Raw genomic sequence first — 14,327 nt, 5'->3', positions numbered from 1 at the left:
AGCGCTGCATGAGCTGCGTCGCGTCTGCGACGACATCACCACCACCTACCCCGATCTCGCACCCCCTACGACGCCCCCCGACGCACCAACGGCGGCCGAGCGCCCAGCCACAGGGGCCCGGCAACTCGTGCGTGCAGCACGCACCGCGCTCACCAGCCGAATCGCCGACGCGCTCACCCCACAACGCAGAACCGCACTACCACCGTCACGAAAGGACACCCTGCGCATGCCGCCGACCACCCCACACCGAGACCATCAGCCACCGCAGCAACGACGTCGACGCACCGGCGTTTCCCGTACCGCGGCACCGGCGCCATGGGTATGTGCCACCGACACAACAACATTCGCCCGATTCCTACAGGCCGGGCGCCACCGGATCGAAGTACGCCGCACCGTACTCGACCCACCTCAGGACGGGCTGATCGACCTCGGCGACATCCCCGCCGGCGTTCAGGTCCGTATCACCGGTTGCGCAGCCGTCCTGGTCGCCAGCGGTGCCGTCCACGCCACCGACACCGCCCACGTCGAAGCCCACGGCACCACCACCGTCCACACCTACGGCCGGGCCACCGCAACAGGATTCGACGCCGCCACCCTCACCGGACACCACCACAGCCAACTGCAACTCTGCGACCGCGCTCGAGCAGCCGGCACCGATCAGACCAGCATCATCGCCTGGGACCCCGAACCGGTCATCAGCGCCAATGACCACACCCGCGTCCTCATCGCCGCACCCGAGCTCGCACCCACCGCAGACCTCCACCTCCGCGGCGACGCACACCTCTACACCCCGATCCGCTGCTCCCCCACCGGCCCCGCCCGCACCCACGTCACGCCGGCGTCCAACCCGCCCACCCCTAGAAGAGAGAGCGCACCGATGACCATCACCGTCTACACCAAACCCGCATGCGTCCAGTGCAACGCCACCTACAAAGCCCTCGACAAACAAGGCCTGGACTACGAAATCGTCGACATCACCCAAGACCCCGCAGCCCGCGACCACATCATGGCCCTCGGCTACCTCCAAGCCCCCGTCGTCATCGCCGGCGACAAGCACTGGTCCGGCTTCCGGCCCGACCACATCAAGGCACTGGCGAAAGAGGCATCGTTGTCGTCAGTTGCCTCATGAGCACGGTTAGACCATGACAGTTCCCGCAGATCAGGCGACCGGGCTAGGGCCGCTGGCTCACGCCGCCCGGCGTCTGTCCGGGCAATCGTCGATCGTGGCCACTGGGGGCTCCTGCATCAGAACATGGACAGTCGGTCAGCTTCGGCTGGCGGTGCGTTTGGCAGCAACGCTGCTAACGCAGTCAATGAGGGTAATAACGGTATTAGCAGCCCTAGCGACGCAGGACATAGGGAATTGACTGTCGGCAACCAATGGGGTCACCAGGAGACGGCCTCGCGTTCCCCCCTCTTGACGCGGCGACTAACGACATCAATAGCAGCATTACTGCCTAACCCGCCTTGCGGTGGCAGCGCTGGCTGTCGAGGAAGATGCAGGCGGTCGGCGCTTAAGGGCGGGCAGGCGGGTGTCACCTATGACTGTAATGATGGCATTAAGGGTATTGACAGCGTAGGTGTGGTTGGTGATAATAGTGCTCATACCGCTAATAGCGGGAACGGCTCCTATGGCAGCTTTAGCGGTTTCGGCAGTTAAACAGTCAATGCTGCTATTAACGTCTATGACCACATGATCCGAACGACAGGCACGGAGAGGCACGCACACCATGGCAGCGTCTGAGGCAATTCATCGAGACAGAGTGGTAGCCGTGATCAACGGCAAAGGGGGAGTCCTCAAGACCACCCTCACAGCTAACATCGGCGGCCTCTTGGCTCACAGCGGGTATCACGTGCTCCTGGTGGACCTCGACCCACAGGGAAACCTGGCCGAAGACCTTGGCTACACGGAAACATCTACCGATGACGAGGGGGCGGCCCTAGCGCGAGGCCTCATCGTCGGAGGCGACATAGAGGTCGTCAAAGACGTTCGCCCTAACCTCGACGTCCTTCCCGGAGGCACGAAGTTGGAGGAAGCGACCGCCGCGCTGGTCGCCAGGGCGAGCCGTGATGCGGTGGGGGCGAAGCTCGCGCTAGCCTCCATTCTCAGCCCACTGACCAGTGAATACGACCTTGTGCTCATCGACTGCCCGCCCGGCGATGAAACCCTTCAAACAGCGGCTGTCGCCGCCGCTAGCTGGGCGTTGGTGCCCACAAAGACCGACGCCTCAAGCCTGAAAGGCCTGTACGCAGTCGCGAAACGACTCGAGTCGGTCCTCGACATCAATCCCGATCTCGACCTACTGGGCGTCGTGCTGGCCGGCGTCAGCACGTCGGCCACCACAGTCAAGAAGCGCGCCCGGACAGCGATTTCTGAGGCCTTCGACGACGACGCTGTCGTCTTCGAAGCGGCGGTGCGGCACTCCGAAGCCACCGCAGAGGCAACCCGGGCCCGTGGACTGCTGGTTCACGAGCTGGACAACGTGGTACGCACAGGGCCGAAGTGGTATGAGATTCGCCGCGGCGAAGCCAAACCCCAGTCTCTGGCCCCCCAGTCATCGTCATCTGTTGCCGACGACCTAATGGCTGTCGCCCAGGAACTGGTGCAACGTGTGACTGCCGCAGAAAGCGAGGCCGAAACAGCATGACCGAGGAGACTCCGGATCGCATCATCTCAGGCCTACCCAGCCGTCCTACCAAGGCGGCCGAACCTGCTGGAGGGGACCTTCGCCGCCTACGGAAGAAGAACCGCGAGCAACAACCCCGGGTGACGGCAACTGGTCCGCAGAACCGAGCGCCGGCAACCACTCAGGCTGCACCTACTGCCCCTGCGGAGCGGTCCGAACCGCAGGAAGAACTCACAACGCGGTCGACGATCTACTTCCGTAAACCCAACCTCACACGAGCCCGCCGCGCATTCCGCGCCACACAGCACCTGGAAGGAGACCGATCGTGGTCAGACTTCGTTGACAAAGCTGTGGCCGCCGAAACACGGCGACGAGAAGCCGCGCACAACCACGGCGACGACTTCGGAGGCCCTGACGGGCCGCTAGCCGCAGGTCGACCCCTGGAGACCTAAGTAGCCAGTTCTGAAACGTCAATGACAGCAATAACGCCAAGCAGTGAAAGGTGGGTCGAGCGCCGTGACCGGACGAGCCACCAGCGCTGACGATCACGCGATGATCGTCACCTCCACGAAGGTGCTGTCCCCGTCGGGGATCGTGTTGGTGGACAAGCCGGTGGATTCGGTCGACAAGCTCTTGAAGGTGTTGGAGTGGCGTCAGCGCAGGCAGCCGTTGTCCCCGGCGGGGTTGCCGGCGCAGGTGTGGGTGATCGACGCCGCGTGCGCACAGCTCGGCTGGGGCCCGGACGATGTCGATCCGGGTGACGAGGCGGATTACTCCGATGAGGAGTTGCGTGAGGGCCGGATGAAGACCGATGTGATCGCTCGTCTCGATGACGCCACCCGCGAACTGCTCGGCCCCTTCCTGACGCCGCAGGGTGAGGACGGCTGGCATCTGTACCAGCCGGGGGAGGAGATCGGTTATCGCCTGCACCTGTCTCACACGGCCGGGAACCGCAAGCTGATGGTCGATGTGATCCTCGAGGGCTGGGCGTGGACTGCACGCATCAACCACGACCGGATGGGCATCCTTGGCTCGGAAACCGCAGGCACGCTCATCGATTTCGATGACGAGATGGACACCGCCCGGGAGTTGGCCCGACGGTTGTGCTGGCATGTCGAGAACCTCGGCGTCCTGCCTGGGATCACCCCGGCACGTACCGGGGCGGTGATCCTCGACCGGATCTTTCGGGACCGCCGCAAGACCGGGCGCGGCATCATCGTCGATGCGCCAGTTCCGTTGCCGCCCATCGATATCACAGATGCCGACGAGCTTGAACCGGTCATCGTGTGGTCGCGTGGCTGGATCGACACCGAGGAGGTGGACGCCGCCGACGAGTTGGTGACGATCGACCAACGTGCCTCGTATCTGGCCAGTGCCGGCATGATCAACCTGGGATACGGCGAACTGGTTCACCACAGCACCGACGCTGAGGAACTCGCCCACACCAGTAGCCCTCTTCCGTTCGGTGTTTGGCAGATCACGCTGCCGGCCGCCGACACCCTCGCCCTACCGGACAAGCTGCCCCTGCCGCATCCGCGGATGCGCACCGACCGGCCCGTGACGACCTGGGTGACTACCGAAACGATCATCAGCCTGACTGCACCCATCCCGGATGGGGGAGCGGGCCTCGACATCGCCGATCTGGCGATCACTGAGGCCTGGACCACCACCGAGCAGGGGCAAGTGCTCAAGCGGTGGAAGGAACTGCTCGCTGCCGCCCGCAAAGCTGCCGTGGAGGCCGATGACCCGATCCTCAAGTCGATGGTTACTGACATCTACAAGGGCTACCTCGGACGCATCGCCGGTGACCGTAACTGGGACTCCCACATGCGCCACCACTACCAGCCGATCTGGGCCGCGGCCATCAAAGCTCACGCCCGCCACCGATCCCGCGCCAAAGCCATGAAACTTGCACGCGAACACAACATTTGGCCCATCAAAGGCCTTACCGACGCTTGGACCTACCTCGCGCCCGCAGGCGTGGAGCTCGCCGACGAACTGACCTACCTCGGCAAATTCGTGGTCGAGAAGCGGCGCCCTCTTGATGACGACGTCATCCTTGCGTTGCTGACGGCTACCACACCCACCGAGGTGCGCAAAGCCATCAACACCGCCTACACGGCCTCTGGGCAACCAGACGACGACGGCACTGCCGCAAGTGATTCCATCCCTGACCACGACTCAGTGACCACCAGTGAGGTGGTGAGCTGATGGCCCAGTTCCGGCCGCGCCGTCGCGAACGCCGCGACGAGCCCACCGCCACCACCACCGCGGCCGCCGGCCGGCAGGTCTCGGTCGCTGCCGGCACCGCGGCTGATCTCGCGCGCGCCGATGCGGGTCTGGTGGGTGAGCGCACCCCTACCGATCACCTGGGCACTATCGGCTATGACGCCGCCTGCAAGGCCGCCCAGGATGCCGGTCGCCGCCCGCCCTCGCGGCGCACCTTCCGTCGCTGGAAACAACAGGGCCGCATCCCCGATGACCGCACCGCCGACCTCGTCGCTCGCCGCGCGGAGATCACCCGCATGGGCGGGGTTGACGGAGCCGCACGCCAACTCGGCCGCTCACCAAGTGCCGTCTATGACTGGCGGGCCGGGCGCACCAAGAGCCTGCGGCCCGACGCTCAAGGCCGCCTCGTCGATGCGCAGGTGGCGCAGCGCCTCGTCGACAGCGGCGTCGACGTCTCCCGGATGCGACCGACCATCCACTTCACCGCCGACGTCCACGCCCGCACCGACGGCGGCAACTACGACTACCGGATGGCCAAATCTTTCGACTTCGGCGGACCCCAAGGCCTCGACCACACCCAGATGAGCCGCCAACAGATCGCTGCCCTCGGCGACGCCCTGGCCCGCGACGACCACGCCCGCGTCGCCGCCATCCTCGAAGAACACGCCTCGGTCAACTTCGCCGCCTTCGACGACTTCGACGACGACACCGGATTCCACTTCGACGGCGTCCGCGACTTCCGCATCGACTGGAACTGACATGACGGACGCAACCAGACCGACGAGCCCAGATCTGCTACTGACCCTCGACTGTCTCGTAGAACTGGTCGACAGGGTCGAACACGCACGTGGCCAGGCCCTGGCGATAGGGGAGTCCTCGGCGGTCAAAGCCGCCTTCCATGCCGCCGGTTCGGTCAGCCCGCCTACCGCCAGCTACACCCGTGGCGTCGAGGTTGACCGGTTCTACGCACTCCTGGCCACCACCAACCCCGACCTCGCCGAACAGTTCCGCACCCACCGCGCCGGCACGCAATCGCCCGCTCCCGCGCCCTGAACGGGCCTCAGGCCGCCCAGCAGCGCGCGATCGAGCAAACACCTGCGATTCAGCCGTGGCCGCCTGAGGCCCGATACGCTGACATCAACCCGAGATCCACGATCACCACACCGAAGGGACATAGCCGATGGCACACGATGCAGGCCAGGGCTCGTTCGACGAGCTGGCCCCCGAGCTGTTCACCGTGGCCACCGTCGACACCCCCACGACCGGTTACCGGGTGCCGGCGGTGCTGGAGATCGTCGGCGTCACCTACCGCCAGCTCGACTACTGGGCCCGCACCGGGCTGGTCACCCCGAGTGTGCAGGCCGCCGCCGGGTCGGGGTCGCAACGTCTCTACAGCTTCCGCGACATCCTCGCGCTCAAGATCGTCAAACGACTCCTCGACGCCGGGATCTCGTTGCGCAACATTCGCGCCGCGGTCGAGTTCCTCGCCGACCGCGGTACCACCGACCTCGCGCAGACGACCCTGATCAGCGACGGCACCACCGTCTACGAGGCCACCTCTGATGCCGAGATCATCGACCTGCTCCACGGCGGGCAAGGCGTGTTCGCCATCGCCGTGGGCCACACCCTGACCGATCTGGCCGGCACCGTGCACCAATTCCCCGCCGAAGACGCCACCCCCACCGCAGCGGCGGCCGTCGACGACCTCGCGCAGCGACGCAATGCAGCCGTGTCCGAAGCAGTCTGATCAACGAAGCAACTGGAGGTCTGTGTAGTGGTTGACGTGCTGTCGAAGCCCGTGGGCGTCTACATGATGACGCTGTGGTGGCATTCCCGCGGCGACGAGGTCGCCAATGCCGAACTCGCCGACATCCTCACCGCACGAGGATTTCTCGACGCCACCGCGGACATGAGTGTGTCGCGAGAGCGCAGTGCTGCGGTGCATGCGGCGTCCGAAGACGAGACTGCCCGCGAGTTGCTCGCGCAGTGGTGTGTCACAACCCGTGCGCGCCGTGGGGGAGCGGGCGTGCAGCACCCCTCCCACTGGTTGCCGCAGGCAACCGCGGCCATGGCCGCAGAGACCGACCCCGACGCCGTGAACCGCCAACACCATCTGGTGATCGACATGGTGACCAAGCTCCCGCCCTCCGACGCTGCCGACCCCGCCGTCTCCCAACAGATCGCCGAGCACTTCCACACCTACAACACCCACGCCATCCACCAGGGCCGCAGTCCGAGCCGGTGGCCACGCGAGTGACCAGATGACCACGACCACTGCCACGAAGTGCGCGTTGATGATCGACGCGTCCACCACCCAGGACCGTGACGACGCGATCACCATCACCCCCACCGCCACCGGCTGGGACGTCGCGGTGTTCGTGGCCAACGTCGCCGACCTGGTGCCGACCGGATCGCCAGCAGACCGCACCGCAGCAACCCGGGTCGAAACCCGCTACCGCGCCAAGGGCACACTGCCCATGCTCGGGGCGCAGCTCGAGCACACCGCAACCCTGTCGGCCACCGGTGACCGCGACGCCCTGACCATCCGCCTCCGGGTGAGCGCCGACGGCGACGTGGCTCTGGCCGGCCTCGGTCGCGAGGTCCTAGCCGCCGGATCGTGCGTGGCGATCACCCACGATCAGGTCACCACAATCCTCGACGACCCAACGCATGTGCACCACGAACAGCTGTCGACGGCCGCCCAGTTGGCGCAGGTGCTCACCGGCCGGCGGCGCGCAGCCGGGGCGTTCGTGGTCTACGACCTCACCCGCGGGCTGGTCTCAGGCGAAGACGGCCGACTGCTGGCACTGCCCGAGGGCCACAACGCCGCGGCGTATGTGATCGTCCAGGAGCTGATGATCGCCGCGAATACCGTTGTGGCGCAGTACGCCATCGACGCCGAGCTGCCGATCCTGTTCCGCAACCACCTCCGCAACCCCGTCGCACCCGCTGACGTCGACCGGCTCGCGGATTTGGCCGCCGCGCTGTCCACGGTCACCACCACCGCCGAACTGGCCGCGTTGCAAGGACAGCTCAACACCGCGATCTCCAAGGCCACCTACGGCGCAACCGTCCGCGGGCACATCGGATTGCAGATCCCGGCATACACGCACGCGACTTCACCGCTGCGGCGCTACGCCGATCTGGTCACCCAACGCCAACTCCTGGCCCACCTCGACGGCACCAGGTTGCCCTACACCGCAGAACAGTTGGCCACCATCGCCGACGCCCTGGCCGCGATCACCGCCGAACGCGATGCCGACTCGGAGACAGCGCAGAAAGCCCGCACCCGCCGAGCGAACCAAGCGGCGATCGCCGCCGGCGACCTGTCGCACATGAACGACCGCGAGTTCCTGCGCGTGCTGCGCCTGGGCACCCAAGCAACGCCACCGGCCTCGGTGGCCACCGAACTGACCGAACGCGCCCAGGATGGGCGGTTACACGCCGGGCACATCGCGGTGCTCTACACCACCGATCACCCCGACTGGAAAACACTGCGCGCCACCCTCACTGCACAGCTACGCGCCGAGCACGCGTACCTGGCGCCCTCGGCGATCTCAGCGCTCCAGCAGATCGACGGCGGACAGATCGTCACCCCTACCCTCGACACCGACATCGCCGGCCCACCCCACCAACGCACCTTCGCCACCCGCGCCCACCTCGAGGCCATGACCACCCGCTGGCACACCGGTCCGGTCAAGAAAGCCACCGAACACGCCGCCCTGTGGGACCTGCTCGACATCATCGGCCACCACACCCCAAGCGCCGACCCCACCACACCACCACCCGAACCCGAGCCCGAGCCCGAGCCCGAGCCCGAGCCTGGCACCGAGTGCGAGTCCGTGCCGGCGCCGCCGCCGACCGCCACCCCTACCGAGCCGCCAACCCCGACGATCTCCGTGCCGGGCGAGGGAACCTGGGATGCGTTCGCACTGCACGCCGCGCTCGGCGGCGACGACGACACCCGGCGTGCCCGCCGCCGCGCGAACGCCCTGAAAAACCCCGTCGGCTGGCTGACCACCCTCGCCGCGTCGATCGGCGCCGGCGAGCTGCACGTCGACACCCACCCCGACGGCCCACCCCATCAGCGGATGTTCACCGTCACCCTCACCGCCGGACCCGCCCGCGCTACCGCGGCCGCATCGACGATCAAGGCGGCCAAAACCGCTGCCGCCCACGCCGCAGTCACCGGCCTTTTCGACAACCCACCAGCGGTGGCCGCCACCGCCTCCCACGATGGCGGGGCATGAGCACAACCGTCATCCCTGGTGATGTGAGCACCGCGCCGCTGTATCCCAGCCGTCATCGGCGCGCGGCCACCCAAGGCCCCACCTGGGCGCTCGTGGAATCCCCAGCCCGCCACCTACCCGCCGACGTGATCCCGGCGTGTGCCCGCAACCCCGACGCTTGGTTCCCCGATCGGCTGTCCACCGCCCGGGCGGGTGCCGGGCACGCGGAGATGGCCGAATGCCGTCGCTGTCCGATCCGGCAAGGATGCGCCCGCGTCGCCCTGGACGACACCGCCCACCTCACCGGCTTCTGGGCCGGGGTCTACATCTCCCCGCCCGGTTCAGCCAGCCAGAAGGCCGTCCGTGTGACCGCGATCGAGCAGCTCCGCGCCATCGCCTACCCCGGCCGGCGATCGGTGGAGCGATGACGACGCTCGCGCGGATCGTGACCGGTCTACACGCCCTCGCCGGCAGCGTTGCCTGGGCGGGGATGCTCGCCTGGATCTGGCTGATGTGCTTCCCGTTCGCGATCGACTGGTATCGCCACGGCGACTGGCTCGGAGTCACCCTCACCGTCGGGATCATCGTGGGGCTGCCCGTCGTCGCGGGGTCGACTCAGCAGACCAGGTCCCCCGTCTCCGGATTGCGAGGTCGAAAGTCCTTGATGGGGTATCCATCTCGGGTGTATTGACATTCAACTGAACCCAGGTTTAGCGGGTCGCCGAGAGTCCCTCGGTTCACGTACATGCGTTGATGTTGTTGGCAGAGAGGGATTCCCAGGATTGTGCCCGAATGCTTGGGATACGGGCATCCGTCCAGTCCGCACATGGTGGCGGGCAGGTTCTTTACCGGCTCTCGCATGATCGACTCCAGTCGTGATGAAGGGCGCAGCGCATCGCGCCATTGCCGAGTGTCGAGATTGGGACTGTTGATGACCACATCACTCGGCCACCAGCACCCGAACCTTTTCGAGAATGTCTGCCGCGTCACCGGTCACCGATTCGATGAGGGTGCGATCGTTGGCTTCGCCAGGCAATTGCGCTGCGAGCACAACTTTTCCGACTGCAGAGCCGAGATCGTACAGACGGACCAACTCCCATTGTGATGTCGGCAAATCTTCGGGGTCATGGGGTACATGCCCGAGGCCCTGGGCCCGGAGTTCGTCGCTGATCTTGGAGTTGACGCCTTGGGTGAGCCTTCCGGCACCGATGGCGTCGCGGAGTTCCGATGCGTAGACGGTTTGAACACCTCCAGCTTGCTGGACGGAGTCTCTGAGTGCTTTGAACTCTGCGGTCACATCAACATAGTAGCCCATCTAGGGCCAAAGAAAAGTCTTTCTTCAACATTTTCTTTCGATGTGTGGCGACCTACGTCGCGGTAGTGGCCGGAACGGTGGCTACCCTGTCCCCGGCGTGGCGATTTGCTCCCTGCGTGACAAAGCCGTGGTATTGTCGACGCTATAACGTCGACTAGTCAGTAACCTGAGGAGGACGACCTAATGGCGAGTACTGAGCGACGGCGCCGGCCACACGGCGAGCTGAAAGGCGCGATGCGTGAGTACCTGGCTGGCCTCGACGGCAAACCAGCGTCCATCAAGGAGATCAAGGCCGGAGTCGAGCCCAAAGTCGGGACCGCGCCCGAGTCCTCGTATCGTAGTGCTCTTCAGGATGAACGATACTTCGAGCGCGTTACGCGTGGCGTATTTCGCCTGCGCAGCGAGGGTTAAGGGCGATAAATGTCAGACGCGGATGCCACCATCGCAGGCGTGGAATGGGTGACCGACTTGGGTGCGCTGGTCCGCCTGAGTGTTGCACTGGGCGCGGAATGGGAGGGTCTGACGGCCGACGAACGGCGCCTCATCAAGAAGTATGCCGCTGGAGAACCTCCCACTGCTGGCGTCCTGGCGACCACTCGCAAGGCCATCGCGGGTGGTGGTGACCCCTTGGGCGATGCGTACTGCAGAATCGTGAGTACGCAGGAGCGAAGGCCGCTGGGCCAGACGTACACGCCGGAGCCGATCGTCGATGCGATGGTGAACTGGGCGGCCAACAACGGCGACCCGCAACGCATCGTCGATCCAGGAACCGGGTCAGGACGCTACTTGCTCGCTACTGCGAGGCGGTTCCCCAACGCGAGTGTCGTTGGATGCGACATCGACCCGATAGCGACGCTGATGCTGCGCGCAAACCTCACCGCAGCTGGCCTTGCGGAGCGATCGGCAGTCCACCTCGGCGATTACCGTGAACTCGAACTGGATGAAATCGACGGCCCGACACTGTTTTTGGGCAACCCTCCGTATGTCCGGCATCACCAGATTGATCCGTCGTGGAAGCGATGGTTGCAAGAGACTGCGCGGGAGCGCGGCCTGGCTGCGAGTTCTCTTGCCGGGCTGCATGTCCATTTCTTCCTGGCAACTGCAACTCTGGGTCGATCCGGCGATATCGGCGCATTCATCACCAGCTCCGAGTGGCTCGACGTCAATTACGGAAGCCTGGTGCGCCAGCTCCTTCTCGGTGAACTCGGCGGGCAATCACTGCACGTAATTGACCCGACTGTTGCTCCTTTTGCGGATGCCACAACCACTGGCGCGATCGCGTGCTTCAAGATCGGCGAACAACCCTCTTCAATGAAACTTCGCCATGTCAAGCAAGTTTCAGACTTGGGCGCTCTCGATGGTGGTCGTAGAGTCGCACGTCATCGCCTCGTCGAGTCAAATCGGTGGTCAGTGTTCACCCGCGTCAATCCGAAACTGCCCCTAGGGTATATGGAGCTGGGAGAGCTGTGCAGAGTCCATCGAGGAGCGGTTACTGGCGCCAACAACGTGTGGGTGAGTTCGAGTGGTGACATCGATCTGCCGGACTCTGTTCTCTATCGATCTGTCACCAAGGCGCGGGATCTGTTCAAGGCGGGCATACGTCTGTCGGAACCCGCTGACCTGAAATACGTGATCGATTTGCCGACCGATCTTTCTCAGTTCGAGGGAACCGACCGCGAGCGCATCGACATCTTCCTTGCCGACGCAAAGAAGCTCAACGTCCATAAGGGATATGTGGCAGCCAACCGGAAAGCATGGTATAGCGTCGGTCTGAGAGCTGCTGCGCCCGTGTTGGCCACGTATATGGCCCGCCGACCACCGGCCTTCGTCCGCAACGACATCAGCGCTCGCCACATCAATATCGCGCACGGCTTATACCCCCGTGAGGAACTGGACGACACGATTCTGGACACCCTTGCCAGCCACCTGCGCACTGCCGTTACCCTGTCTCAGGGCCGGATGTATGCGGGCGGCTTGACTAAGTTCGAGCCAAAGGAAATGGAACGCCTGCCGATTCCGAGCCTGGATCTGCTTCGAGAGGCGGCAACGGATGGCACAGGTGGTTCCACCCAGATGGACTGACGAAGAACTGACGGATGCGTCTCAAACGGCGATGGCCGCGTTTCGTGAAATGCGTGTACAGGAACCCCTTGAGCAGTATCTCGATTCGTTCGAAGACTATCGGCAGACCGTTGAGGACCTGATCGAAGGCACCGTCGACCTCACGGATCTGCACGCTCAGGCTGTGGACTTGCTGACCCAACCGGACTTCTTGACAGCGATCCGCTACTTGGCCTCGCCAGCGATCAGCGAGGACGACCTGAAGGTGCTGGCCAATACGTCGCTCAGTCGAAAGATCCTGACGACGCAACCTGCTGCAGCGCAGCGAATAATCGACACGATTCTGCTAGGTCTCGACCGAAACAGGTTCCCTTGGGTCTCGGAGCAACGTGAGCCGACAGAAGCCGAACGCGGTGCGGCTGTCATCTCAACGGCGGCGCTCATCGCCACCCAAAAGGTACAGACCGCCCGGCGAAACTCGGCGAAGGATGAGCAAGAGAATGCGGTAGCTGACGCGCTGGTCGACAACGAGTTCGTCGAGGTTGATCGCCGCCACGTCCAGAACTCCGCAGACCTCCCAGAAGCAGGCGAGTTCTGCCGTGAGAGCCTCTTCGGCACCCGCAAAGCCGACATCATCGCCAGGCTGTGGGACGGCCGCGCAATGCCTATCGAGTGCAAAGTCAGCAATTCCGCCACGAACAGTGTGAAGCGCCTAAACAATGACGCCGCAGCGAAGGCGACAACATGGAACCACGAGTTCGGAACCAACAATGTCGTACCGACGGCGGTACTCTCAGGAGTCTTCAAGATTCATAACTTGCGGAGCGCACAGGCTGACGGCCTCACACTATTCTGGGCGCACGACCTCCGCTCAATGATCTCCTTCATTGAAAGCACGCAGCCATGATTGCCGAGTTGCTATGTGGCACTTGCCTATTTGATGAACCCGCACCATGAGTCGCGGAGATGCTCCTACTTGGACACGTGCACAACTCGATGTTGCTGCAGCTGGCCGTTCACCTTGTGCTTGAGTTCGGAGTAGGCCGGCGTCACATCGGAGGTGGCGGGGGCATAGTGTTTTGCGCGTTTGGCCTGGATACGTGCACAGCGCCAGCCGTCTGCGTCCGACCCGATCCACCACTCCCAGTCGGCGCCCAATCGAGGTTCCTCGTCGTGGGCATCGAACTTGTAGTACTCGATGACGCCTATGGCGTCCAGCGACTCCAGGAAGGTATCGGTGATGGTCGTCTCGCTTCGGCGCACCCGCCCCTTGCCTGATAGGTAGGAGCCCTTGCTGATATCCCAAGCGCTATGCGAAAGCTGATCGAGACTGCCGGCAGCACGGAGTAACGCCGCATAGTGACTCGGATCAATCACAGGTTTCGCCCCCCGTTTCGCCATGACGGTCCTTTCCCTTGGAGTCCCGAATTCTATACGGGGGGAGAAAGGAGTTTTGGGAGCAGCGCTAGCGCAGAGGGCGGTGGAAGCCGCCGGCCTTTTGGTTGGATGTGCGAGTATCGGTCGCGTCAGGCGTAGATTCCCGTAGGGGAATTGGTTGTGTGGCAATGGGTTTTAATTCTGTTGTGCGGTAGTATGTTTCATATGGAGTCAGAGAGCGCCCGCAGGGCGGTCGGTGGGTGTGGGTGCAGGGTCGGCCGCAGGCCGACACTGGCGGCGTCCAGGACCGTTGCCCGACGGGAGTCGTGATAGAGTTGGCGACATGAAACACGGTGTACTACAACCACCTTCGATCCAATCGGCCGTAGGCCGATGGGGAGCGGGACGCCGAAACGCACGCCACCACGGCGCCGCTTGCGGCGCCCCTTCGGGCGCGCTTGCGCGCCGTACCCCGACAGGGCGCTTGCG

General features: G+C 64.5%; 15 protein-coding genes. 13 read left to right on the top strand and 2 right to left on the bottom strand.

Going from position 1 to position 14,327, the window contains the following annotated elements; all coding sequences use genetic code 11:
- Window positions 1-877 precede the first annotated feature (877 nt).
- The 11 genes from PWF70_RS23630 (at window position 878) to PWF70_RS23585 (ending at window position 9,776) form a co-directional block, all read left to right on the top strand.
- Window positions 878-1,129, top strand: a complete 252-nt coding sequence (locus PWF70_RS23630) for a redoxin NrdH (protein ID WP_247452245.1) — start codon at window positions 878-880, stop codon at window positions 1,127-1,129.
- Window positions 1,130-1,730: 601 nt separating this feature from the next.
- Entirely contained in the window at window positions 1,731-2,648 is a 918-nt protein-coding gene (locus PWF70_RS23625; RefSeq protein ID WP_286353038.1) for a ParA family protein, read from the top strand.
- Window positions 2,645-3,079 (top strand): ParB family protein, encoded by a 435-nt coding sequence (locus PWF70_RS24160; protein ID WP_353507334.1) that lies wholly within the window; start codon window positions 2,645-2,647, stop codon window positions 3,077-3,079. The genes PWF70_RS23625 and PWF70_RS24160 overlap by 4 nt, the downstream gene beginning before the upstream one ends.
- Window positions 3,080-3,143: 64 nt before the next feature.
- A complete protein-coding gene (locus PWF70_RS23620) occupies window positions 3,144-4,838 on the top strand; it encodes a hypothetical protein (protein ID WP_286353037.1) in 1,695 nt (564 codons plus the stop codon).
- Window positions 4,838-5,614, top strand: a complete 777-nt coding sequence (locus PWF70_RS23615) for a hypothetical protein (RefSeq protein ID WP_286353036.1) — start codon at window positions 4,838-4,840, stop codon at window positions 5,612-5,614. Before PWF70_RS23620 ends, PWF70_RS23615 begins: the two co-directional genes overlap by 1 nt.
- A gap of 1 nt (window position 5,615) precedes the next feature.
- Window positions 5,616-5,909 (top strand): hypothetical protein, encoded by a 294-nt coding sequence (locus tag PWF70_RS23610; RefSeq protein WP_259936288.1) that lies wholly within the window; start codon window positions 5,616-5,618, stop codon window positions 5,907-5,909.
- 127 nt (window positions 5,910-6,036) lie between these two features.
- On the top strand, window positions 6,037-6,603 hold the full coding sequence (locus PWF70_RS23605) for a MerR family transcriptional regulator (RefSeq protein ID WP_286353035.1): 567 nt from the start codon (window positions 6,037-6,039) through the stop codon (window positions 6,601-6,603).
- Window positions 6,604-6,630: 27 nt separating this feature from the next.
- Window positions 6,631-7,113, top strand: a complete 483-nt coding sequence (locus PWF70_RS23600) for a hypothetical protein (protein WP_286353034.1) — start codon at window positions 6,631-6,633, stop codon at window positions 7,111-7,113.
- A 4-nt stretch (window positions 7,114-7,117) separates the two neighbouring features.
- Window positions 7,118-9,106 (top strand): ribonuclease catalytic domain-containing protein, encoded by a 1,989-nt coding sequence (locus PWF70_RS23595; RefSeq protein ID WP_286353033.1) that lies wholly within the window; start codon window positions 7,118-7,120, stop codon window positions 9,104-9,106.
- The gene (locus tag PWF70_RS23590) at window positions 9,103-9,513 is read left to right on the top strand and encodes a WhiB family transcriptional regulator (protein ID WP_286353032.1); all 411 of its coding nucleotides are present in this window, start codon (window positions 9,103-9,105) and stop codon (window positions 9,511-9,513) included. Before PWF70_RS23595 ends, PWF70_RS23590 begins: the two co-directional genes overlap by 4 nt.
- A complete protein-coding gene (locus tag PWF70_RS23585; RefSeq protein ID WP_286353031.1) occupies window positions 9,510-9,776 on the top strand; it encodes a hypothetical protein in 267 nt (88 codons plus the stop codon). Before PWF70_RS23590 ends, PWF70_RS23585 begins: the two co-directional genes overlap by 4 nt.
- Before the next feature lie 249 nt (window positions 9,777-10,025).
- Here PWF70_RS23585 and PWF70_RS23580 read toward each other — a convergent pair whose 3' ends face one another.
- Window positions 10,026-10,382: a hypothetical protein gene (locus tag PWF70_RS23580; RefSeq protein ID WP_286353030.1), complete on the bottom strand. Its 357-nt coding sequence runs from the start codon at window positions 10,380-10,382 to the stop codon at window positions 10,026-10,028.
- Window positions 10,383-10,820: 438 nt separating this feature from the next.
- Here PWF70_RS23580 and PWF70_RS23575 point away from each other — a divergent pair, with 438 nt between their 5' ends.
- Both PWF70_RS23575 and PWF70_RS23570 read left to right on the top strand, forming a co-directional pair.
- Window positions 10,821-12,482, top strand: coding sequence for a methyltransferase domain-containing protein (locus PWF70_RS23575; RefSeq protein WP_286353029.1), 1,662 nt, complete (start codon window positions 10,821-10,823; stop codon window positions 12,480-12,482).
- Window positions 12,451-13,368, top strand: a complete 918-nt coding sequence (locus tag PWF70_RS23570) for a XamI family restriction endonuclease (RefSeq protein ID WP_286353028.1) — start codon at window positions 12,451-12,453, stop codon at window positions 13,366-13,368. The genes PWF70_RS23575 and PWF70_RS23570 overlap by 32 nt, the downstream gene beginning before the upstream one ends.
- 65 nt (window positions 13,369-13,433) lie before the next feature.
- On the opposite strand, the gene PWF70_RS23565 is transcribed toward PWF70_RS23570, so the two are convergent.
- Window positions 13,434-13,862 carry a DUF6615 family protein gene (locus tag PWF70_RS23565; protein ID WP_286353027.1) on the bottom strand — a complete coding sequence of 143 codons (429 nt, stop codon included), beginning with the start codon at window positions 13,860-13,862 and terminating at the stop codon, window positions 13,434-13,436.
- Between the last annotated feature and the right edge of the window lie 465 nt (window positions 13,863-14,327).

This window comes from Gordonia sp. Swx-4 (genome assembly GCF_030316175.1).
Taxonomy (GTDB): Bacteria; Actinomycetota; Actinomycetes; order Mycobacteriales; family Mycobacteriaceae; genus Gordonia; species Gordonia alkanivorans.
Note: the sequence above shows the minus strand (reverse complement) of the source record. Positions and strands in the feature narration are given on the sequence as shown.

Coding starts and splice junctions, on each gene's coding strand:
- PWF70_RS23630 (WP_247452245.1), top strand. CDS start 878: ATGACCATCACCGTCTACACCAAACCCGCATGCGTCCAGTGCAACGCC.
- PWF70_RS23625 (WP_286353038.1), top strand. CDS start 1,731: ATGGCAGCGTCTGAGGCAATTCATCGAGACAGAGTGGTAGCCGTGATC.
- PWF70_RS24160 (WP_353507334.1), top strand. CDS start 2,645: ATGACCGAGGAGACTCCGGATCGCATCATCTCAGGCCTACCCAGCCGT.
- PWF70_RS23615 (WP_286353036.1), top strand. CDS start 4,838: ATGGCCCAGTTCCGGCCGCGCCGTCGCGAACGCCGCGACGAGCCCACC.
- PWF70_RS23610 (WP_259936288.1), top strand. CDS start 5,616: ATGACGGACGCAACCAGACCGACGAGCCCAGATCTGCTACTGACCCTC.
- PWF70_RS23605 (WP_286353035.1), top strand. CDS start 6,037: ATGGCACACGATGCAGGCCAGGGCTCGTTCGACGAGCTGGCCCCCGAG.
- PWF70_RS23595 (WP_286353033.1), top strand. CDS start 7,118: ATGACCACGACCACTGCCACGAAGTGCGCGTTGATGATCGACGCGTCC.
- PWF70_RS23590 (WP_286353032.1), top strand. CDS start 9,103: ATGAGCACAACCGTCATCCCTGGTGATGTGAGCACCGCGCCGCTGTAT.
- PWF70_RS23585 (WP_286353031.1), top strand. CDS start 9,510: ATGACGACGCTCGCGCGGATCGTGACCGGTCTACACGCCCTCGCCGGC.
- PWF70_RS23575 (WP_286353029.1), top strand. CDS start 10,821: ATGTCAGACGCGGATGCCACCATCGCAGGCGTGGAATGGGTGACCGAC.
- PWF70_RS23570 (WP_286353028.1), top strand. CDS start 12,451: ATGGCACAGGTGGTTCCACCCAGATGGACTGACGAAGAACTGACGGAT.
- PWF70_RS23565 (WP_286353027.1), bottom strand. CDS start 13,862: ATGGCGAAACGGGGGGCGAAACCTGTGATTGATCCGAGTCACTATGCG.